This is a genomic window from Rhodococcus sp. NPDC057529 (genome assembly GCF_042802055.1).
Taxonomy (GTDB): Bacteria; Actinomycetota; Actinomycetes; order Mycobacteriales; family Mycobacteriaceae; genus Rhodococcus_F.
In genome coordinates, this window is record NZ_JBHVEY010000001.1 from 385,200 (window position 1) to 405,804 (window position 20,605).

Here is a 20,605-nt window from a genome sequence, read left to right on the forward strand (position 1 = left end):
AGCCAGTGCACTTGCGAGGAACTACCATCCGGCCCGATGGAGTGATCGCATTTCGCTCTATGTTGAGCGTTAGTTGCACGTTACGATGTCTATGTGAACACGGACACACCCCTGTTTGTCAATACTCTGACAACTCTGGAGGGGTATGGAAACACCTCGGCCCGCACCGGAAAGATGGCCGATGCGGGCCGAGGAGCGGGAGGGCCGGCTCGATGCCGACCCGTTCGTGGTGTGCTAGATCGCGTAGGAGCTGAGCTCGGTCGCCACCTTCAAGAGGGAGTCCGGAGCGCTCTCGACCAGTTCCCTGGAAGCGCTGATCAGCGTCAGGCATGCGGCCTGCTCATTGACCGGCCGAGTCAGTGGGACGCCGAGGCCCCAGAAGCTGGGCGCGACCTCGCCGAAGCTGATGACATACCCGCGCTGGCGTGCTTCCGTGACCCGCGGATTCTCACCAGGCCGCTCCGGTTGGGCCGCGAGCAGCGCATATCCGGCGGCCCCGCGATCGAGCGGATGGCGTCCTCCTTGCCGGAAAGCCACCCTGAGGGGCGCATCGGCCGGCTCCACGACAGCCACAGCCACGGCGTCCTCGGCCTCGGCCACGAACAATGCCACGCTCGCACCGAGTGTATTGGCCAGCTGACGCATCGGCGGGGTGGCCTGATCGCGCAATCCGGCGTAGACCTCGCGTGCCAGGGCGGCCAATCCTCCAGCGGCGCGGTAGCGGCCGTCCGGTCCGCGGTTGATCAAGCGGAACTCGGCGACCGTCGACAGGAGTCGGGTGGCGATGCTGCGGTGGACACCCAATTCGTCCGCGACATCCTGAATCGTCATTCCGCCCGGAGTCTGGGCGATCAACTCGAGCGCACGAAGGCCGCGGGCAAGAGTTTGCGCGCCTGCCGCCCGGGCAGGCGAAGAGTTCGTTTCGGAAGTAGCCACAACTCACTGTATGACGGGCCGGGGGTCGGGGTGTCGGCGCCGCGCCACGGCCGGTTCGAGGATGGGCAGGTATCTGACTGTCAGATTATTGACATTCTGCGTGACCGATGTCACCGTAGGTGCGCGACGCGTACACGACGGCCCTCGTAGACGCGCACCGCGCGTACTCATTCCATCCCGTCTTCGGGCGGGCGACATCTGGAGTTCTGATGAGCACTGAGAAAAGGGCTGTGTTTCGCGGTGGCGGAAGCTGGTCGGTCATCGCGGTCTGTTTCGCCATTCTGATGACCGAGGGATACGACCTGGCGATGTTCGGCAGCGTCGTACCATCGTTGCGCGATTATGAAGCCTGGTCACTGACGCCGGCCATGATCGGCTACATGGGATCGGCGTCGGTGATCGGAATGCTCTGCGGCGCACTCAGTGCCGCCGGACTCGCCGACCGAATCGGGCGGCGCCCGGTGATCATCGCTGCGGTTGCCACGTTCTCCGCCGCAATGGGCCTATCCGCGTTCGCACCGAATCCCGAAATCTTCCTGGTACTACGCTTTTTCGTCGGGCTCGGCGCCGGCGCCGTCATGCCCACCGTGGCCGCGACGTTGATCGAATTCGCACCGGCGGACCGCCGCAACCGCAACACCGCCCTCGGATTCATCGGGGTCGGGGTCGGTGGCATGTTGTCCGGCGCCCTGGCCATCTGGCTGGTACCCACGTTCGGATTCCGCGCCATGTGTCTGGTCGGTGCGTTGCCGCTGGTCCTCGTCCTGCCGTTCCTGCTCCGGTACCTGCCGGAATCGATCGCCCTGCTCGCCGCCAAGGGACGTACAGCGGAAGCCGAGGAACTCGCGCGCCGTCACCAGCTTCCGCTGCCCCAGACGCTCACCACCGCAGAATCCGTCGAAGAACCGATCGAGGCCCGCCGCAACCGATTCGCATTGGTATTCGGTGACGGTCGCGGGATCGGCACCGTGCTGTTCTGGATCGCCACCTTCTTCTGCCTCCTCGTGACGTTCGGCGTCAGCACCTGGTTGCCGGACCTGATGCGCTCGGCCGGCTACGGACTGACCGCGTCGCTCGGATTCCTCATCGCCCTCAAGGGCGGCGCCGTGGTCGGTGTGCTGGCCGCTGCGCAACTCGCCGACAAGTTCGGGCAGAAGGTGGTGGTGACCACCACCTTCATCACCGCCGGAGCGGCTCTGGTCGCCTTGGCCCTCACCCCACCCGTCGTCGTGGCGTACCTTCTCGTCGCGGTCGTCGGCCTCGGTACCACGGGGCTGCAAACACTGATCAACGCATTCGTCGGTACCTACTATCCGGCCCGCGTCCGCTCCACCGGCCTCGGCCTCAACCTCTCCGTTGGCCGCGTGGGCGGCATCCTCGGTCCGATGTATCTCGGCTGGCTCGTCGCAGCCGGCCTCGGATTCGATGCGAAGTTCTACGCGCTGGCAGTTCCGGCGCTGATCGGTGGTGTCGTCATCTCGATGGTGCCGAAGCCGAGGACCTCCGCCTACCCGACCACACCGGGGACCAAGTCCGCCTCATCCATCCCCGCAGTCGACGTCACCCGCTGACTCGCGCTTCCTTTACCTCGAACGGAGAAACCATGCCTGGCCGCATCGACACCCACCAACACATCGTCCCACCTCGCTACCGCCGTTGGCTCCTCGACAAGGGCTTGACCGCCGGTGGGCGGGCGATTCCCGAATGGAGCACCGAGGGCGCACTGGAGTTGATGGGCGAAAACGGCATCGACACGGCGATCGTGTCGGTGTCGACTCCGGGCGTCGAACCAGCCGACGACGTCACGGAAGGACGTGCTCTGGCCCGCGAACTCAACGAGTTCACCGCCCAAGTCGTTGCCGACAATCCGGGCCGTTTCGGGTTCTTCGCCACTGTGACACTCCCGGACGTGGACGGGGCGCTGGAAGAAGCGGTATACGCCCTCGACAATCTCGATGCCGACGGTGTCGTCCTGCTCGCGAACTCGAAGGGAATCTACCTGGGCGACAGTGCCTTCGACCCTCTCCTCGAGGAACTGGACCGACGCGGCGCCGTCGTCTTCGTCCATCCCTCGCATCTGCCGGCCGATCCGGTACCGGGTTTGCCGCCCTACGCGGCAGACTTTCTGCTCGACACGACCCGGGCCGCCCTCAACCTCGCCCGCAGCGGCTGCATGGACCGGTTCCCCAACCTGAAGGTGATCCTCTCTCACGCCGGAGGCTTCCTGCCCTACGCCGCGCAACGCACAGCCAACGTGGCGTCCCCGCAGGGAACCGATGAAGACGGTCTGCGCATCCTGCGCAAATTCTATTTCGATACCGCACTGTCCGGCTCGCCCTACGCGCTGCCCAGCCTGCTGGCCTTCGCCGACCCCACCCACATCACCTTCGGCAGCGACTGGCCGTACGCGCCCGCGGCCCGCGCGACGTCGTTCACCCGATCCTTCGACGACTACGAGGACGCCGACCACACGGCGATCAACCGCGCGAACGCGGAGTCCCTGTTCCCGCGGCTGGCCACCACCCCGGCCGCCGCACGCTGAAGGAAGAAGGAAGAAGGCCCATGAATTCGCCGGACATCGGCCTCGGCCACTGGTTCGGAGCCCGCGCCGCGCGCTCAGCCGATCGGAGCGCGCTGACCTTCGAGGACAACACTCTGACCTACGGCGCCCTTCTCGACCGGGTCGACCGATTGGCAGCGGCACTGCGCGCCCGGGGCCTGTCTCGGGGTGATCGGATCGCGTTCCTCGGCGCGAACCAGCCGGCCTTCCTCGAGACGCTCCTCGCCGCCGCACGACTCGGCGCCGTGTTCGTCCCGTTGAACTTTCGCCTCGCGGGACCCGAACTCGCCTACATCATCCGAGACGCCGGCGCACACACCCTCGTCGCCGACAGTGCGCATCAACCGGCGATCACTCGGATCCGCCCCGACTTGCCCGTCCGCGATTACCTCGGGATCGGAACGGCAGCGCACGGCTGGGACCCCTACGAAGATCTGATCAAAACGCATGCCCCACTTTCGGCCCCAGACCGGGTTGGTGCAGACGACACCGCGATCATCATGTACACCTCGGGTACCACCGGCCGCCCGAAGGGTGTGATCCTCAGCCACGCCAACCTGTGGTGGAGCAACATCAACCTGCTCTCGCAGTTCGATGTGCTCGAGAACGACGTCACCCTCGTCGCCGCGCCACTGTTTCACATTGCCGGATTGAACGTGACCACCTTCACCACCTGGTTCAAGGGTGGTGAGGTCGTTCTGCAGCGATCGTTCGACGCCGACGAGTGCCTGACCGCCATCGAGCGGCACCGGGTCACGACGATGTTCGGTGTCCCCGCCATCTTCTCATTCATGAGCCAGACCGACGCGTTCGCGGACGCGGACCTGAGCAGTGTGCGGATGGCGATCTGCGGCGGCGCCCCGGTCCCGGAGGCGCTGCTGCGGCTCTACGCCGGCCGTGGCATCCAGATCCTGCAAGGGTACGGACTCACCGAGACCGCCCCCAGCGCCACATTCCTGGTCGCCGAACACGCATTGACCAAGTTGGGCTCCGCAGGGACACCGCCGATCCTGACCGACGTCAAGATCGTCGACGCCGAGGGGCGCACCCTCGACGAACCACATCGGCAGGGCGAGATCTGCGTACGCGGACCGAACGTCACCACCGGGTACTGGAATCGGCCGCAGGACACCGCCCGCGCCATCGACCCGGAAGGATGGTTCCATACCGGCGACGTCGGATACCGCGACGAGGACGGATTCATGTTCATCGTCGATCGCATCAAGGACATGATCATCTCCGGTGGGGAGAACATCTATCCCGCGGAGGTCGAGAGCGTCCTCCACGGACATCCCGCTGTTGCCGACGTCGCGGTCATCGGTGTCCCGGACGAGCGGTGGGGTGAGGCGGTGACCGCCGTCGTCACCTTCCGGCCCGGTCACGACGCCGCGACGCTGGAGGAGCTGCGTGAATTCGGAAGCGCAAGCCTGGCGCGGTACAAACTGCCCACCAAGCTTCACGTGGTCGACGGGCTGCCGCGAAACCCGTCGGGAAAAATCGTCAAATATCAACTGCGCGAACAGATAACTGGACGTGAATCCACGCCGGTAGATACCCGGACGTGAATTCTCGCCTCCGTCAGAACTCCAGAAAGTACCTCGAATGGATATTCGGACCCATATCCGCACGCAACCGATGCGCCGATACCAGATACAGACGATCGCGATCTGCCTCGTACTGAGCATGATCGACGGATTCGAAATCCTGATCATGGCGTTCGTGGCCCCGCACCTGAGCAAGGAGTGGAATCTGGACGCCGTCCAGGTCGGCTACCTGCTCAGCGCCGGGCTGATCGGGATGGCCGCAGGTGCGTTCCTCCTCTCGCCGCTCGCCGACAAGATCGGGCGCCGGCCGACGACGATCGCGTGCCTGGTACTGATCACGATCGGGATGGGCCTGTCCGCAATCGCCGGCGATCTCGAACAGTTGATCGTCTACCGCGCATTCGCCGGAATCGGAATCGGTGGACTCGTCGCCAATCTCAACATCCTCGTCTCGGAGAACAGCTCCGACAGGCGCCGGGGCACAGCGCTCGGGGTTTACGGCATCGGCCTGCCCGCCGGTGTCGCGATCGGCGGCGCCATCTCCGGGGTACTGATCGCCCAGTACGGGTGGCGATCAGCTTTCGTCTTCGGTACCGCGATCACGGCGCTGATGCTGGTCATCGTGGTCCGGTCCCTGCCCGAGTCGACCGAGTTCCTCATTGAGAAGCGGCCGAAGAATGCGCTCTCGCAGTACAACAAGATCGCAGCTCGCCTCGGCTACCAAGCGTCCACCTCGTTGCCCGAACCAACCACTGCCAGCGCTGCCCGCTCGGTACGCTCTGGTCTGTTCGCCGGGGTCATGGGTCGACGGACGGTGCTGTTGTGGCTCGGCTACTCGTGCCTGGTCGCAGCCTTCTACTTCGCCAACACCTGGACCCCGAAGCTCCTCACGGACGCCACCGGCGACCCGAACATCGGGGTGACCGCCGGGGTGCTGATCAACGTCGGTGGGGTGATCGGCGCACTCGGCTTCGCGGCACTGACGCTCGTGCTACGGCCACGGCTGGCCAACATGATCTTGATGTTCGGTGGTGCCGTGGCCTTCGTGGCCTACGCTGCGGGTTTCGAGCTCGTCGCCCTCGGCATGGTGCTCTCCGTCGCGGTCGGGATGTTCGCCAACGGGGGCATCGCCGGCTTCTACGCGATCAGCCCGTCGATCTACCCGGCAGCCATCAGGGGTACCGGGGTGGGAGTGATGATCGGAGTGGGACGGCTGATCTCCATCGTCGCCCCGATCCTCACGGGTTACCTGCTGAAGCTGGGCTGGGCGCCGGTCGATCTGTACCGGCTCTTCGGGGCCGTGCTCGTCCTCGCAGGAGTCTTCGTGTTCCTACTCGATCGCAGCTACCGCGGGCTCAGCGAAAACCCTGAGACCCCAGAAACTGTCGCACCGGCCAGCATCGAGGAACCAACGGTACCGGCTCGCTGACGGCGACAGACCGTCCGGGCACAGGGAAGCACCCTCCCGCCGGGGCGAGAGGGTGCTTCCGTGTGAGCGGGAAGGAGCGTGGTCACAGTCCGAGGTCGCGGCCGATCAATTCCTTCATGATCTCGTTCGACCCCGCCCAGATCTTGGTCACCCTGGCGTCCTTCCACGCACGCGCGACACGGTACTCGTTCATGAAGCCGTACCCGCCATGTAGCTGCACACACGCGTCGAGCACCTGGTTCTGCACCTCGGCAGTCCACCATTTCGCTTTCGCCGCATCGACCGCGGAGAGCTGACCGGCGGCATGTTCGGTGATGCACCGATCGACGAAGGCTTGGGTGATCTCGACCTTCGTGACCAGCTCGGCGATCAGGAATTTATTGTGCTGGAACGACCCGACAGCCTGGCCGAACGCCTTCCTCTCGCGTACGTACCCGATGGTTTCCGTGAGGATCTGGCCGGCGTTGGCGATGTTGTTCACCGCGCCGCTGATCCGTTCCTGCGGAAGTCGTTCCATCATTGCGACGAAACCGCGATCGACCTCCCCGATCACATTGGTCGCCGGTACCCGAACGTCGTCGAAGAACAGCTCCGCCGTGTCGGAGTCGAGCTGGCCGACCTTGTCGAGTTTGCGTCCGCGAACGAAGCCCGCCATTCCAGCCTCCACCCCGAAGAGGGTGATCCCTTTGGCTCCCTTCTCCGGAGAGGTCCGTGCTGCCACTATGACCAGGTCTGCCTGAATACCGTTGGTGATGAAGATTTTCGAGCCTTTGAGGATCCAATCGTCACCGTCGGCGATCGCGGTCGTCTTCAGGGCCGCCAGATCCGAGCCACCGCTGGGCTCGGTCATTCCGATCGCGGTGATGATCTCGCCGGAACAGAATCCTGGCAGCCAACGCCGCCGTTGTTCGTCGGTGCCCAGCTCGACGAGGTACGGGGCGGCGCAGTCGACATGGATGCCGAACGAGGAGGCCGCGCCGGCGGTGAACTTGCCGAGCTCTTCGCCGAGCACTGCGCTGTATCGGTAATCGTCGACGCCGGCGCCGCCGTACTCCTCGGGGACGTGCAAACCCAGTAGGTCGTGGGCGCCGGCATCCAACCAGATCGCACGGTCGATCATCCCCGCCCGGAGCAAGTTCTCCTCGTTCGCCCGCAGGCTGCGGTCGACGAAATTGTGGGCGACGGTGCGAAAGTCGTCGTGGTCGGCGGTGTAGACGGGGCGGTGCATCACAGGTCCTCGTTCTCGTTGGTGCGGTCGGTGTTGGTGAAGGCGCTGATGCGTGACGACGTCGCGGCGAGGTCGCGGAGCAGTAGCGCAGGTTCCCAGAACGGATCGTTGGTGGCCGATCGGAATCGCTCCATACGCTCGACGGTGCCGGCCAGGCCGACGAGGTCGGCGTGAAACAGCGGGCCGCCCTTGGCTGGCGGAAAGCCGTAGCCCTGGCGGAAAACGGTGTCGATGTCGGCTCCGCGGAGAGCCACCCCCGATTCGAGGGCGCGTGCCCCTTCCGCCACCAACGCGAAGATGCAGCGGTCGACGATGGCGTCGTCCCGCCATTCTTTCGCCGGAATGGACCTTGCTGCCGCGTGTTCACGCACCATGGCCGTCACATCCGTATTCGGTGTGGCGGAATCGCCATAGCAGTACCAGCCCTTGCCTGATTTGCGTCCGAACCAGCCCTGTTCACACACCGCGTCCGCGATCGCCCAGTCCCTGCCGATGTCGGGCCGGTGCGGTGAAGCCGTTCGGGCCTGCCGCAGGATGTCGTTTCCGACGAGGTCCATCATCCGGAACGGGCCCATGGACATCCCCCAGCGCTGCAGGGCGGCATCGACCTGCCAGGGTGCCGCGCCCTCGACGCATATTTGCAGTGCTTGCCGAAGGTATTTGTCCACGAGCCGGTTTCCGATGAAGCCGTCGTCATTGCCGGCGATCACGGGAATCTTTCCGAGCCGCTTCCCGAGTGTCAGCGCTGTGGCGAGGGCGGCCTCGCCCGTATCAGTGCCAGGGATGACCTCGACCAACCGCATGATCTGAGCCGGGCTGAAGAAATGCATGCCAACCACGTCGGCGGGGCGGCCGGACGCGGCAGCGATGGGATCGATGTCGAGGGTCGAGGTATTGGTAGCGAGCACGGCTTCAGGTTTGGCGATGGCGCCGATCGCGCGGAAGACGTCCTGCTTGACTTCAGGGTTCTCGAAGACAGCTTCGATGATCATGTCGGCCTCGGCGAGTTCGTCGAGGCTTTCCGCGGCCCGTACGCGAGACAGCCGCATGTCGCCCTCCAGTCTCGGCAGGGTGCCTTTGCGGACCGCTCGTTCGAGCGAATCACGGACCGCGGTCACACCGGCTTGCAGACCTTGCACCGAGGTGTCGTGGATGGCGACCTCGAGACCTCCGGAGAGCAGAGACAGGGCGATCCCCCGTCCCATCGTGCCTGCACCGATGACCGCGGCCCGCGTGATCGGTCGGGCACGCTCGCCGAACCGGCGCGGCCAGGCGACGGACGACTCGGAGAGGAATCGGTAGCGGGCAGCCGCGGCCTCGTCGGTGGACATCAGCGACAAGAACAGCGACTCCTCGCTGGCACAACCCTCCTCGAAGGTGCGGCAGGTCAGTCCCGCACGCACCGCCGCGACGGCGATACGGCGAGACGTATTTACGTTGGAGGTCATGAGGTCCTGGGCGAGGCGATCCAGAGAATCGACATCCCATCCGACATCGATCGGGCGGTCCCGCAATCGGGGAATGGGACGAGCAGATGCTATTGAGGCGGCGAACGCCACCGCCCGGTCCAGCAACTCTGTGTCATACAGTTGATCGATGAGTGCGGTGTCGGCCATTTCCGACGCTGTGAATCGCTTCCCGGACACGATCGCGGCGAGCGCCCGAGGAATTCCGATCGCCCGGGGCAGCCGCTGGGTGCCACCAGCGCCAGGAATGAATCCCAGTGTCGATTCCGGGAGCCCGAGCAGTGCGTCTGGCTCGGCGACTCGGTAGTGGCAGGCCAGGGCCAACTCCAAACCACCGCCTAATGCGTAGCCGCTCAGTGCGGCCACCACCGGCGTCTGCATGGAATCCAGGAGCGTGTGAATATCACGGTGCAGGGAGGGAGAGGCGAAAGCTGTTCCTGCGTCGAATTCGGTCAGATCGGCACCGCCACTGAAGAACGACGTCGCACCCGTCAGCACTGCGGCCGCCACGGAATCATCGTGCTCGATCTGTGTCAAGGCAGCGTGAAGGGCCGATCGAGTGGGCTGGTCGAGGGCGTTGACGGGTGGGTTCGCTATCTGCAACACCGCGACGGAGGAGCGGCGTTCGATGGCGACACAGGTGGCGGGGGAATCGGATTCGGAGCCAGGTACGTGGGGGAACTCGGCAGTGGGATCACTCTCACATAAAAGAGTGTCGCACTATTGACTGTCAAACCTCTGACAAGAATACTGCTGATGTAAGTCCCGCCGACTCGCGGGAGCCGCAGCCAACGGGGATAGGTAATGACACATACGAGCGCAGGACGTCTTCTGAAGACCACTGATGATTCCGGCCCTGCGATCCTCGTTGCGAACACCGTGCCGGAGATGTTCGAGGAAGCGGTTCGGAGGGTCCCGGATCGGGCGGTGATCGCCTATTTCGACGGCGAGCTGAGCTACGCGACTCTCGATCGACTCGCCACCGGTTTCGCCCATTACTTGCAGGCTCATGGTGTTGTGTCGGGCGACCGGGTGGCTGTCCAACTGCAGAGCTCACCGCACTTCGTGATCACCGTGCTCGGGGCGTGGAAGGCCGGTTGCGTGATCGTCCCCGTCAACCCGATGTACCGCGCGCGTGAGGTGCGTGAGTTGCTCGACGACAGCGGTGCCGTGGTCGTGGTGTGTTCGGAGGAGGGGTACGCCGGCATACTCGGTGACGTCATCACGGGCACCGCGGTCCGGGTCACCGTGACCACCGGTGAACTCGACTTCCAGACGCGGAACCTGCCTGCGGTGTTCGGTCCCGTCCAGCGTCGCGTACACGCCGGTGTCGACGACTTGATCGAGGTCGCTCACACGCAGAAGCCGAACGGTACGGCTCTCGCCGTCACGCGGCCCGAGGACCTGGCAGTCATCTGTTACACATCGGGCACCAGCGGCCCACCCAAGGGGGCGATGCTCACGCACGCCAACCTTCTACTGGGCGGTGTGGGCACCGCCGAGTCGCTCGGCCTTCCGGCCGGTGTTCGCATCTTTGCCATGGCTCCGCTGTTTCACATCACCGGGCTCGTCGTCGAACTGGTGCAATCGCTCATCCTTCGCGGCACCCTGATTCTGCCGTACCGGTTCGTTCCCTCCGTTGCCCTCGACCTGTTCACCGAGTATCGCCCCCACTTCACGGTGGGACCCCCGACCGCCTACTCCGCACTCATGGCGACCGAAGGTGCAAGCCGTGAACACCTCTCGTCCTTCACGATCCTGCTGGCCGGCGGAGCACCGCTGTCTCCGGCGGTCGTGGACCGGTTCGAAGAGCACTTCGGCCACTACATTCGCAATGGTTACGGTCTCACCGAAACCTCCGCCGCATGCGTTCTCATGCCGCCCGGGCAGCGAGGCGAGGTCGATGACGTCACCGCTGCGCTGGCGAACGGCCTGCCATTCCCTGATGTCGAACTGCGCATCGTCGACGAGGCCGGTGCGACCGTGGAGACTGGCGAGCGTGGCGAGATCCTGGTGCGCGGTCCCATCGTCACCACCGGCTACTGGAGAAAGACGGACGAGACCGCCGCAGCCTTACGTGACGGGTGGTTCCACACCGGTGACATCGGGCTCCTCGACGACCGTCACATGTTGTACGTCGTCGATCGGATCAAGGACATGATCATCGCCTCCGGATTCAAGGTGTGGCCCGGGGAGGTCGAGTCCGTCCTCTACCAGCACCCGGCGGTACGGGAAGCTGCTGTCATCGGTATCGAGGATCCGTACCGAGGACAGACGGTCAAGGCCGTGGTTGCTCTCCAACCCGGAACAGACGCAACCGCGGACGAATTGACAGCGTGGTGTCGTGAGCGAATGGCCGCCTACAAGTATCCGCGAGTGATCGAGATTCTCCCGGACCTGCCCAAAACGTCGAGTGGGAAGATTCTGCGGCGCGCGCTTCGCACCGCAGACCACGTATACAAGGAGTAAGCCATGAACCGCGCTGCCGCCGCCTCTACATCAACCCGGGGTCGCGCCGAGATCGTAGCCGACGCCGCTCGTACCCGCACCGTGCCCGACAGGAGCAATCGGCCAGGCAATATCATGCATGCCATGGCAAAGGCGCAGCAGGGCTCAGCTCCTCCGACCGGTTCCGCTGGCATCTCCGCGTCGGCGGTCAGGGGCTCGGAGTTCGGTGAGGTTGCTGCGCGGTTGACCCGCGAACGTCACGCAGGACTCGACGACCAAGCGGTCGCCCTTGGGCTGACCATCATCCGTGTCTCGAACGCGCACATGCAGGAATCGGAGCGCCGGATCCACCGTCCGCATGGATGGAGTTGGAGCGGATTCCACCTCATGTACATGATCTGGTTGTTCGGCGAAATCGAAGCCCGCGACATTGCCCGACTGGCCGGTGTCACTCGCCAAACCGCATCCAGCGTGCTGTCCAACCTCGAAAGCAATGGCTTCGTACAACGAGAGCGCACTTCGAGCACCGACAGGAGGCTGGTCTCGGTCACTCTCACCCCGAAAGGCCTCGAAGCCATCGACGAGGCATTCACTGAGCAGAACGAACTCGAAACCGAATGGTTCGGCTGTCTGAGCCCCGAAGAACGCGACCTGCTCAAGAACTTGCTCGATCGGGTCGCTACCCAGATAAAGCACTCCAAACACGCTGCGCCGTAGCTATTTCCGGACAGCGTGCTTCGACCGCAGTCAGCGTTCAATCGGCGGGCAAAATCTGTGCCCCGGTCCGAAGGGTGTTACCGCGAAAAACCGCTACGAGTTGTCCGTCGTCTCTGCGCACCACTACGTCGTAAATTCCCGCTCTACCCGCCTGGTGCGACACCCAGCACTCGGCGAGCAGATTGTCTCCGGTCCGTGCCGCGGCAGGATAGGAGATATTGGCCGTAGTCGTCACACTTGCCTGATTCGATGCACTGGCCGCATATGCCAACGCAGTATCCGCGAGCAGGAAAATGATTCCGCCGTGGCAAATTCCGAGTGTGTTGGCCATGTCTTCGCGGACGGTCATCGCCATCACGGCGAACCCCTCGTCGATTTCTCGGCACTCGATGCCGTGGGACTGTGCGCACCGATCGCCCGCCATCAAGGCAAGTGCGACCTCGTCCGGCAAGGGGGTCATCGCACTGTCGATGTTCATGCAGGAGCCTCTCAAGATTGTCAGTGATCTGACAATTGATCATACGTGGGCGACCGGGCAGATTTCAATGTCGATGGGGTGAACGATTTCTCCTCGGTAAGCCCCCAAGTTCACCCGCCGCGTCGGTCGCCGGCCACGCTGTCGTCCTCGAGCCGGCCGAGTGGACATGCCCGGACGGGCGACCTCTGAGTGGCCGCGGGTCACATTCGGATGCATGGCGTACCGATGCATGGCGTACCACAGTGCGTGCGTCCCTGTTCCTCGTACCAGGCGAGGAGGTCGGGATCGTCGACGGACTTGGGGTCGACGTTCACGTCACGGCCGGCGAGCATGCCGGTCACGGGGATCTCCAACTTCTTACCGGTGCGGGTGTGCGGGATGCCGGGGGCGAGGATGACCTCGTCGGGGACAGTGTCGCGGCGACAGGCGAGTGCGGACGTCGGCGCGGATGCGTTGCACTAGTTCGTCGATCAGCGGTGAGGCGTTCGATCGACATCGTCGACGCCGTGATCGGGGGAACGGACCTGCCGTGCGGGTCCACCGGCCCGCTCGAGTTCTCGGGCGAGACCCCTGTCACCGTCGACGGTGCGCCGACCGTCCCGTCGGTGTGCCCGGTGTCACGCGCCGATCACGTAGCGGGGGAGCCCAGTTCCGCCGACAGCGCACGGCAGTGTTCGACGAGGACGAGACCGTGCCGCGCGCACAGCGCGTCGTCGAGGCGGAACGTCGGCCCGATGACGCTGAGCGCGCCCACGATCCGCCCGACAGCGTCGTAGATCGGGGCCGCCACACCCGTCGAGTGGTCCTCGATGGTGTCGTGGGCGATCGCGTATCCCTCGCTCTGCAGGTCGCCCCGCAGCGCGGCGCCGACGGCTGTGCCGTCGAGCGGCACCGTCTGCCCGACCCATCCCATGTGCCGGATGGCGTGGGTGCCCTCGATCTGCGCGAGATACAGGGCGGTGCCCTTCGGGCCGTGCGTCGACAGGTACGTGGATTCGCGGGTTCCCTCCGCGATCGCGACCATCGCGGGCCGGGCCCGGGACAGCAGTTGGTTGTCGCTGATCGCCCGGGCGCCGATCTGGAGAAGCCGCGGCCCGGCCCGGTACACGTTGTCGTCGCCGCGGACCAGGAACTCGCTCTGCTCCATGCTGCGGATCAGGCGCAGCGCGGTACTCGTGGCGAGACCAGCGGCCTTCGCGGCGTCACCGAGCGTCAGCCCGCCCTGCTCGGTGATCGCGCCGAGCAGTTCGAAGGTGCGGCTCGCGCTGCGGGTCACCTCTCCGGGGGCCATGGGTCTCTCCTGACGGTCGCGGGTGTCGGCGTGAATCTACCGTGCGGAGATCTCGGACAGCAGGGGCTGCCGGTGTTCGTCGAGCAGCGGGCTGCGGCGGACTCGGGGGCGTGCGCTGTCGCCGAACACGACCGGCTGCCGGACGTAGTCGATGGTTCCCGCAACGGGATGCTCGAACGATTCGACGAGTCCCCGGTGCCTGCTCTGCTCGGACGACAACGCCTGTTCGACGTTCCAGATCTCGGAGCTCGCCAATCCGGCCGCGCCGAGGATCGCGACCACCTCGGCGACCGTCTTGTCCTTCGCCCAGATCTCGATCTCGGTGCGCAGGGCGGGTTCGTGATCGGTGCGGGAGGTGTCGTCGGCGAACCGGTCGTCGCCGAGAAGGTCTGCGCGATCCATGGTGTGCGCGAGCTTCTCGAACCCGGACTGGCTGGCGACGGCAAGGACGAACAGTCCGTCCGCCGCCCGGTACGTGTCGAACGGGGTGGAGACGGGATGCCGATTGCCCACTCCCGCCGGCGCGACCCCGGAGGCCTGCAGCTGACTGTGCGCGGTGGGCAGCATCGCCAGCATGCTGTCGAACATGGCGACGTCGAGGTGTTGCCCCACACCCGATTCCCGGGTGCCGACGAGGGCGGAGCTGATGCCCCACGCAGCGAACAGTCCCGCGACGAGGTCGCCGAACGACTCTCCGAGCCTGGTCGGGCCGGATTCGGGGGAACCGGTGATGCTCATGACCCCCGACATCGCCTGCACGACGAGGTCGTAGGCGGCCGCGCCCGCGAGAGGCCCGCCCTGCCCGAAACCGGAGATGGACGCGTACACGAGCCGGGGATTGCGGGCGTGGACGGTGTCGTAGTCGATGCCGAGCCGGGTGGTCACGCCGGGCCGGAAGTTCTCGACGAGAACATCTGCCGTGTCGAGGAGATCGAACAACACGGCGCGATCCGCTTCGTCCTTGAGATTCAGTGCCAGTGAGCGCTTTCCGCGGTTCAGCACATTGAAATAGATGCTCTCGCCGTCGCGGAACGGGCCGAGGTGCCGCGAGTCCTCGCCGACGGCAGGTTCGATCTTGACGACGTCGGCGCCGGCGTCCGCGAGCAGAGCCGTGCAGTACGGTCCGGCCAGGACGCGGGAGAGATCGACGACGCGGATGCCGTCGAGGGGAGGCAGGGTAGGCATGACGAGCCCTTCTCAGAATTCGGTCGAGCGCGGCGACGGCGCGTTGGCGGCGATGGTGAGCAGCTGGATCTGCGAGGTGCCCTCGAAGATCCGGAGGATCCGGCAGTCGCGGTAGAGGCGTTCGATCTCGGATTCGCGCATGAACCCGGCGCCGCCGTGAATCTGCACGGTCTGGTCGACGATCGAGAAGCAGGCCTCCGTCGCCACGTACTTCGACACCGACGCGGCGCGGCGTAGGTCGGCGCCGGCGTCCTTCACGTCCGCCGCCCAGTCCGCGGTGACCCGGGAGGCGACGAGTTGTGCGTCGCACGCACCCAGTAGCAACTGGATCGCCTGGAATTCGGCAATGGGGTGTCCGAACTGTTTGCGCTCGGCCGCGTAGGACCGGCCCAGTTCCCAAGCGCGCAGCGCGATTCCGTTCGCCATCGCGGCCACGTCGATGCGGGCGCGGTTGAGGGCGGTGAGCGCGATGTTGCCGCCGCGACCCTCGGTGCCCACCACGGCGTCGTGGGGGAGGACGACGTCGTCGAGGTACACGGTGTAGGTGGGCGCCGATCGGATGCCCAGCTTGTCCTGCGGCTCCGAGTAACTCACGCCGGGAGTGCCCTGGGGGAGGACGAACGCGGTGATGCCGCGGAAGCCTGCCGACGGATCGGTTTTGGCGAAGAGGACGACGAGGTCGGCCTCCTTGGCGTTGGAGATGTACGTCTTCGATCCCGACAGGTGCCACCCGTCGTCCTCGCGCCGTGCCGTCGTGCGCATCGACGCGATGTCGGAGCCGGCGTCCGGTTCGGTGAGGGCGAACCCGGCGAGCAGTTCACCGGAGGCGAGCCGGGGCAGCCACCGGCGCTTCTGCTCCTCGGTTCCGCCGACGAGGATCGGCTCGAGCCCCAGGTAGTGCGCGGTGTAGATCGAGGCGAGGGCGGCGTCGGTGCGGGCCACCTCCTCGATGGCGATCAGCTGGGTCCTGGTGGACAGGCCGAGTCCGCCGAACTCCTCGGGCACCGAGATGCCCATCAGGTCCTGTTCGCCCAGTCGCTTCACCAGCTCCGCCGGGAACTCCCGCGTCTCGTCGCGGAACGCGGCGCCGGGGTGGATCTCACGGTTGGCGAACGCGCGGACTGTGGAACGGAACTCGGCGGCATCGAGCAGCTGATCGGTCACGGGAACTCCTGTCGGAAGATCAAAATTGCCATCTAGTGAAATAGCAATGCCACTTGGTGGCATATCGACTATGAAGGAGAACGCCGAATTTGTCCAGAGGCGCCGGTGTCCCACGCGCAGGAGGGGGTACTCGACGAAGCACGGACAGTCCACATCCCGTCCGGCACGGCAGAGGGAGGCAAGAATGCGTGCGATCACACGAGGGATCGTCACCGCGGGAACGGCGATCGGCGCCGTCATCGCCGGCGCGGGGGCGGCCGTGGCGGAACCTGCGGCCGCGCCGTCCGGCACCTATCAGGGAACGACCACCACACCCGCGGGAGAGTTGATCTGGAAGGGGAAGACCTTTCAGGGCGACACGGTCGTCAACAACTTCGCGTTCGGACTGACCGGACTCGCGGGCACGACGTCGCAGGACGGGAACGGAAACACCGTCATCGACTACAGCCCATCAGGTCTGGGGTTCCTGACCGACAGGATCTCCCCCAACGCCGACGGGAGTTACACCGGGGCCGTCTACGTGGGCGGCAGCCAGGTGGGAAGTTTCGGCCTCTCGAGATAGCTGTCCCGGGGCCTGCTACGACAACGAGGCCGCACCTCTCGGGTGCGACCTCGTCGTCACAGTGTTATCGGGGCGTCGGTCAGACGGCCCGCACGTTCTGGGCCTGCGGGCCCTTCTGGCCCTGTCCGACCTCGAACTCCACCCGCTGGTTCTCCTCCAGCGACTTGTAGCCGCTGCCCGAGATCTCGGAGTAGTGAACGAACACGTCCGCGCTACCGTCGTCCGGCGCGATGAATCCGAAGCCCTTCTCGCTGTTGAACCACTTCACAACACCCTGCGCCATACCGTTCACTCCCTGAGTTGCCGCCCGGGATCTCACATCGAGATCCCGTTCGCGTAAATCTCATCCTGTCATCTAGCCGCGTGTGCTTCCAGTGGTAGGCCCACGAATCCTCCGGATCCGGGGCTCTCGGGAGGTCGTGGGCGAGAAATTTCCCCCACGGAACCGATGATTCTGCCCGTCGGGGGCGGTCCTACCTGCGACCGATGATCACCTGCAACGAGGAGAACTCGATGAATTCCGCATCGACCGCCACCACCCGCGCCCGGACCCTCGACGTGCCCGGTGCCAGGCTGTACTACGAGGTACGGGGCTCGGGTCCCGTCGTGGTGCTCGTCGGCGCCCCGATGGACGCCGACGCCTTCGCGCCCGCGGCCGATCTGCTGGCCGCCGAACACACCGTGCTCACGACGGACCCGCGGGGCATCCGCCGCAGCCCGGTCGACGACCGCGACCGCGATTCCACCCCGGAGATGCGCGCCGACGACCTCGCCCGGCTGCTGAGGCACCTCGACGCAGGCCCTGCCGTGGTGTTCGGTTCCAGTGGCGGCGCCGTCAGCGCTCTCGCGCTCGTGCAGGCGCATCCCGAGCTGGTGCACACCGTGATCGCTCACGAGCCGCCGCTGGACGAACTGCTCGACGACCGCGAGCACCTGCGCGTGAAGACCGACGAGATCATCGACGCCCACCTCGGCGGGGATGTCGTGGGGGCGTGGAGGAAGTTCCTGGATCTCGCGAACATCCACCTGCCCGAGGAGGTGTTCCAGCAGATGGTCGGGGGCGAGCGGGACGAGCAGACCGAGGCGGACGAGTACTTCCAGCACGCGCACATGCTGCGCCCGACCACCCGCTGGTGCCCGGACCTCGCCGCGCTGTGCTCGGCGTCCACGCGCATCGTGGTCGGAATCGGCGAGGAGTCGGGAGGTCAACTCTGCGATCGGACGTCGCGGGCGCTCGCCGCCGATCTGGGGATCGAGCCCACGCTGTTCCCGGGTGATCACATCGGTTTCGCCCACGACCCGGACGCATTCGTCACCCGCCTGCGCGCAGTGCTGCGGGAGGGCTGAGCTCGCGGCCGCGCGGGCGACCTCAGCCGACGATCGGAATGCGTTTCGTGACGATCCGATGGAGGAACCGGGCGGCGGTGCGGGCGGTGCGGTTGTCGATGTCGAACGCCGGATTGAGCTCGGCGACATCGACAACCGCGAGTTTCCCGCTGGCCGCGACCGCGTCGCACACGAATTGAATCGTCTCCGCGGGCACCCCGTACGCGGCGGGAGCGCTCACTCCCGGCGCGACCGCGGCGGGCAGGACGTCGAGGTCGATGGTGAGGTAGACGAGATCGACGTCCGACAGGAACTCGCTGACGAACACGGCCACGCGGTGCCGGTCGGAGACCGAGCACTCGTCGTCCAGGAGGTACCGGACGTCGTATCCGCGTGCGGTGTCGAACAGCGCGGTGGTGTTGCTGGGCTGGCTGATGCCGAGCACGGAGTACTGCAGGGTGGTGCCCGCCGCGTGTTCCCGTTCGAGGATCTGCCGGAACGGTGTGCCCGAACTCGGCACCGGATCGGACCGCAGGTCGAAGTGCGCGTCCAGGTTCAGGATCCCGACCCGCTTGCGCGGGGTCCGGACCGCCGCCTGCGCCAGACCGAGGTACGTCCCGAATGCCACTTCGTGGCCGCCGCCGAGGACAACCGGGAACTGGCCGGCGTCGAGCGTCGCGGCAACCACCGCGCCCAGCGCCTCCTGCCCGGCTTCGAGACGATTGTCGGTGACCGCGACGGTGCCGGCGTCGTACGCGCGGAGCGGTTCGGCGAGCGCCATCGACGACAACGCGCTCCGCAGCGCGTCCGGACCGCGGGACGCCCCGCGGCGCCCCTTGTTCCGTTCCACGCCCTCGTCGCTGGAGAATCCGATGAACACGCAGGCGCCCGGCTCGGCGCCGTCCCGCATCGGGGTCACCGCCTGGTGCCAGCGGAGGTGGTGACTCGACGTGCCGTCCGTCCGGCCGACCCAGGGGGGCGGCGGTATCAACAGGTTCTCCATCATCGCAATGCCCTCGCTTTCTCGTGACCGACGTGCGCGGACCAGGCGAGTTCGCCGCCCCGCCACACATCGCTGACCAGGGGGACGCCGGGCCGGTAGGCCAGGTGCAGGTACGAGGGCGCGTCGAGGGCGAGGGCGTCGGCCCGCGCTCCGGGACGCAGGACCCCGACGTCGGCGCGTTGCAGCGCGCGGGCGCCGCCCGCCGTCGCCGCCCAGATCGCTTCGTCCGGGGTCATGTGCATGTCCCGCACCGCGATCGCGATGCAGAACGGCAGGCTGGTGGTGTAGCTGGTGCCGGGGTTGCAGTCCGCGCCCAGCGCGACCGTGACACCGGCGTCGAGCAGGGCCCGGGCATCGGGGTACTTGTTGCGGGTCGAGAAATCCGCGCCGGGCAAGAGGGTCGCCACCGTCGAACTCTGCGACAGCGCGTCGATGTCGGCCTGCGTGGTGTAGCAGACGTGGTCGACGGACGCGGCGCCGAGTTCGACGGCGAGCTGGACTCCGGGCCCCTCGCGGAGCTGGTTGCCGTGGACGCGGGGGATCAGCCCCTTCGCCATTCCGGCGGTGAGCACGGCGTGCGCCTGATCGCGGTCGAATGCGCCGGTCTCGCAGAACACGTCGATCCATTTCGCTTGCGGTGCACAGGCATCGATCATCTCCGAGCAGACCATGGCGACGTAGTCGTCGGCGCGGCCCGCGTATTCCGGCGGCGGGACGTGCGCGGCGAGCAGCGTCACCTCGTCGGTGAGGGACGCCGCGATCCGCGTGCTGCGCAGTTCGTGCGCGACCGTCTGCCCGTAGCCGGTCTTGCACTCCACGGTGGTGCTGCCCGACCGCAGCGACTCGTCCAGCAGTCGCCGCGTGTTCGCCTGCAGTTCTTCGTCGGTGGCGTTCCGCGTCGCCTCGATCGTGTTGCGGATGCCACCCGCCGCGTACGGCTGCCCGGCCATGCGGGCCGCGAATTCCTCCGCGCGTTCCCCACCGAACACCAGGTGCGAGTGGCTTTCGACGAAGCCCGGCAGCACCGCCCGGCCGTCGAGGTCGTACCCGACGTCCGCGGCAGGCGCCGCGTCGGTGCTGCCGACCCAGGCCACCACGCCGCCGTCGAAGACGACGGCGGCGTCGCGGATCAGCCCGAGCGGACCTTCCCCCACTGTCGGGTCGTTGGTCACCAGGGTGCCGATGCCGGTCAGCGCTGTGGAGCGGGAGGTGTTCGCTGTCACTGCTGTTCCTTCCAGTGGTTCGACGATACGGTCGCTCGGGCGGTT

The 20,605-nt window shown here is 66.1% G+C and carries 18 protein-coding genes and 1 pseudogene; 8 read left to right on the plus strand and 11 right to left on the minus strand.

The features are described 5' to 3' along the window. Window positions 1-234: 234 nt before the first annotated feature. Entirely contained in the window at window positions 235-936 is a 702-nt protein-coding gene (locus ACFU5V_RS01830; RefSeq protein ID WP_378696387.1) for a helix-turn-helix domain-containing protein, read from the minus strand. A gap of 209 nt (window positions 937-1,145) precedes the next feature. Here ACFU5V_RS01830 and ACFU5V_RS01835 point away from each other — a divergent pair, with 209 nt between their 5' ends. Genes ACFU5V_RS01835 through ACFU5V_RS01850 form a run of 4 tightly spaced genes read left to right on the plus strand, consistent with a single transcriptional unit; the run spans window position 1,146 to window position 6,469 of the window. Further along, complete coding sequence (locus ACFU5V_RS01835; RefSeq protein ID WP_378433715.1) at window positions 1,146-2,507, plus strand: MFS transporter; 1,362 nt, start codon at window positions 1,146-1,148, stop codon at window positions 2,505-2,507. A 32-nt stretch (window positions 2,508-2,539) separates the two neighbouring features. Then, window positions 2,540-3,478, plus strand: a complete 939-nt coding sequence (locus ACFU5V_RS01840) for an amidohydrolase family protein (RefSeq protein WP_378433714.1) — start codon at window positions 2,540-2,542, stop codon at window positions 3,476-3,478. Between the two features lie 20 nt (window positions 3,479-3,498). Next, window positions 3,499-5,061: a long-chain fatty acid--CoA ligase gene (locus ACFU5V_RS01845; RefSeq protein WP_378696389.1), complete on the plus strand. Its 1,563-nt coding sequence runs from the start codon at window positions 3,499-3,501 to the stop codon at window positions 5,059-5,061. A 37-nt stretch (window positions 5,062-5,098) separates the two neighbouring features. Beyond that, window positions 5,099-6,469, plus strand: coding sequence for an MFS transporter (locus ACFU5V_RS01850; RefSeq protein WP_378696391.1), 1,371 nt, complete (start codon window positions 5,099-5,101; stop codon window positions 6,467-6,469). A gap of 82 nt (window positions 6,470-6,551) precedes the next feature. On the opposite strand, the gene ACFU5V_RS01855 is transcribed toward ACFU5V_RS01850, so the two are convergent. Both ACFU5V_RS01855 and ACFU5V_RS01860 read right to left on the minus strand, forming a co-directional pair. Next, the gene (locus ACFU5V_RS01855; RefSeq protein ID WP_378696393.1) at window positions 6,552-7,697 is read right to left on the minus strand and encodes an acyl-CoA dehydrogenase family protein; all 1,146 of its coding nucleotides are present in this window, start codon (window positions 7,695-7,697) and stop codon (window positions 6,552-6,554) included. Beyond that, complete coding sequence (locus tag ACFU5V_RS01860) at window positions 7,697-9,793, minus strand: 3-hydroxyacyl-CoA dehydrogenase NAD-binding domain-containing protein (RefSeq protein WP_378696741.1); 2,097 nt, start codon at window positions 9,791-9,793, stop codon at window positions 7,697-7,699. Before ACFU5V_RS01860 ends, ACFU5V_RS01855 begins: the two co-directional genes overlap by 1 nt. A 174-nt stretch (window positions 9,794-9,967) precedes the next feature. On the opposite strand from ACFU5V_RS01860, the gene ACFU5V_RS01865 reads away from it, so the two are divergent. Beyond that, window positions 9,968-11,632, plus strand: coding sequence for an AMP-binding protein (locus ACFU5V_RS01865; protein ID WP_378696395.1), 1,665 nt, complete (start codon window positions 9,968-9,970; stop codon window positions 11,630-11,632). Window positions 11,633-11,635: 3 nt separating this feature from the next. Continuing rightward, window positions 11,636-12,328 (plus strand): MarR family winged helix-turn-helix transcriptional regulator, encoded by a 693-nt coding sequence (locus ACFU5V_RS01870; protein WP_378433709.1) that lies wholly within the window; start codon window positions 11,636-11,638, stop codon window positions 12,326-12,328. Between the two features lie 37 nt (window positions 12,329-12,365). On the opposite strand, the gene ACFU5V_RS01875 is transcribed toward ACFU5V_RS01870, so the two are convergent. The 5 genes and pseudogenes from ACFU5V_RS01875 to ACFU5V_RS01895 form a co-directional block, all read right to left on the minus strand. Next, entirely contained in the window at window positions 12,366-12,806 is a 441-nt protein-coding gene (locus ACFU5V_RS01875; RefSeq protein ID WP_378433708.1) for a hotdog fold thioesterase, read from the minus strand. Between the two features lie 200 nt (window positions 12,807-13,006). Next, window positions 13,007-13,280, minus strand: a pseudogene (locus ACFU5V_RS01880) (hypothetical protein); the annotation flags it as partial. Between the two features lie 154 nt (window positions 13,281-13,434). Next, window positions 13,435-14,097 (minus strand): IclR family transcriptional regulator, encoded by a 663-nt coding sequence (locus ACFU5V_RS01885; RefSeq protein ID WP_378433707.1) that lies wholly within the window; start codon window positions 14,095-14,097, stop codon window positions 13,435-13,437. 36 nt (window positions 14,098-14,133) lie between these two features. Next, the gene (locus ACFU5V_RS01890) at window positions 14,134-15,282 is read right to left on the minus strand and encodes a CaiB/BaiF CoA transferase family protein (RefSeq protein WP_378696398.1); all 1,149 of its coding nucleotides are present in this window, start codon (window positions 15,280-15,282) and stop codon (window positions 14,134-14,136) included. Between the two features lie 12 nt (window positions 15,283-15,294). Continuing rightward, window positions 15,295-16,446 carry an acyl-CoA dehydrogenase family protein gene (locus ACFU5V_RS01895; RefSeq protein WP_378696400.1) on the minus strand — a complete coding sequence of 384 codons (1,152 nt, stop codon included), beginning with the start codon at window positions 16,444-16,446 and terminating at the stop codon, window positions 15,295-15,297. A gap of 184 nt (window positions 16,447-16,630) precedes the next feature. On the opposite strand from ACFU5V_RS01895, the gene ACFU5V_RS01900 reads away from it, so the two are divergent. Further along, the gene (locus ACFU5V_RS01900; RefSeq protein ID WP_378696402.1) at window positions 16,631-17,008 is read left to right on the plus strand and encodes a hypothetical protein; all 378 of its coding nucleotides are present in this window, start codon (window positions 16,631-16,633) and stop codon (window positions 17,006-17,008) included. Between the two features lie 79 nt (window positions 17,009-17,087). Here ACFU5V_RS01900 and ACFU5V_RS01905 read toward each other — a convergent pair whose 3' ends face one another. Next, window positions 17,088-17,291 carry a cold-shock protein gene (locus ACFU5V_RS01905; protein WP_005244612.1) on the minus strand — a complete coding sequence of 68 codons (204 nt, stop codon included), beginning with the start codon at window positions 17,289-17,291 and terminating at the stop codon, window positions 17,088-17,090. Window positions 17,292-17,521: 230 nt separating this feature from the next. Between ACFU5V_RS01905 and ACFU5V_RS01910 the strand changes: the two genes are divergently transcribed. After that, window positions 17,522-18,355 (plus strand): alpha/beta fold hydrolase, encoded by an 834-nt coding sequence (locus ACFU5V_RS01910; protein ID WP_378696404.1) that lies wholly within the window; start codon window positions 17,522-17,524, stop codon window positions 18,353-18,355. Between the two features lie 22 nt (window positions 18,356-18,377). Here ACFU5V_RS01910 and hutG read toward each other — a convergent pair whose 3' ends face one another. Both hutG and hutI read right to left on the minus strand, forming a co-directional pair. Continuing rightward, a complete protein-coding gene (gene hutG, locus ACFU5V_RS01915) occupies window positions 18,378-19,340 on the minus strand; it encodes a formimidoylglutamase (RefSeq protein WP_378696406.1) in 963 nt (320 codons plus the stop codon). Then, a complete protein-coding gene (gene hutI, locus ACFU5V_RS01920) occupies window positions 19,337-20,560 on the minus strand; it encodes an imidazolonepropionase (RefSeq protein WP_378696408.1) in 1,224 nt (407 codons plus the stop codon). Before hutI ends, hutG begins: the two co-directional genes overlap by 4 nt. Window positions 20,561-20,605: the final 45 nt, after the last annotated feature.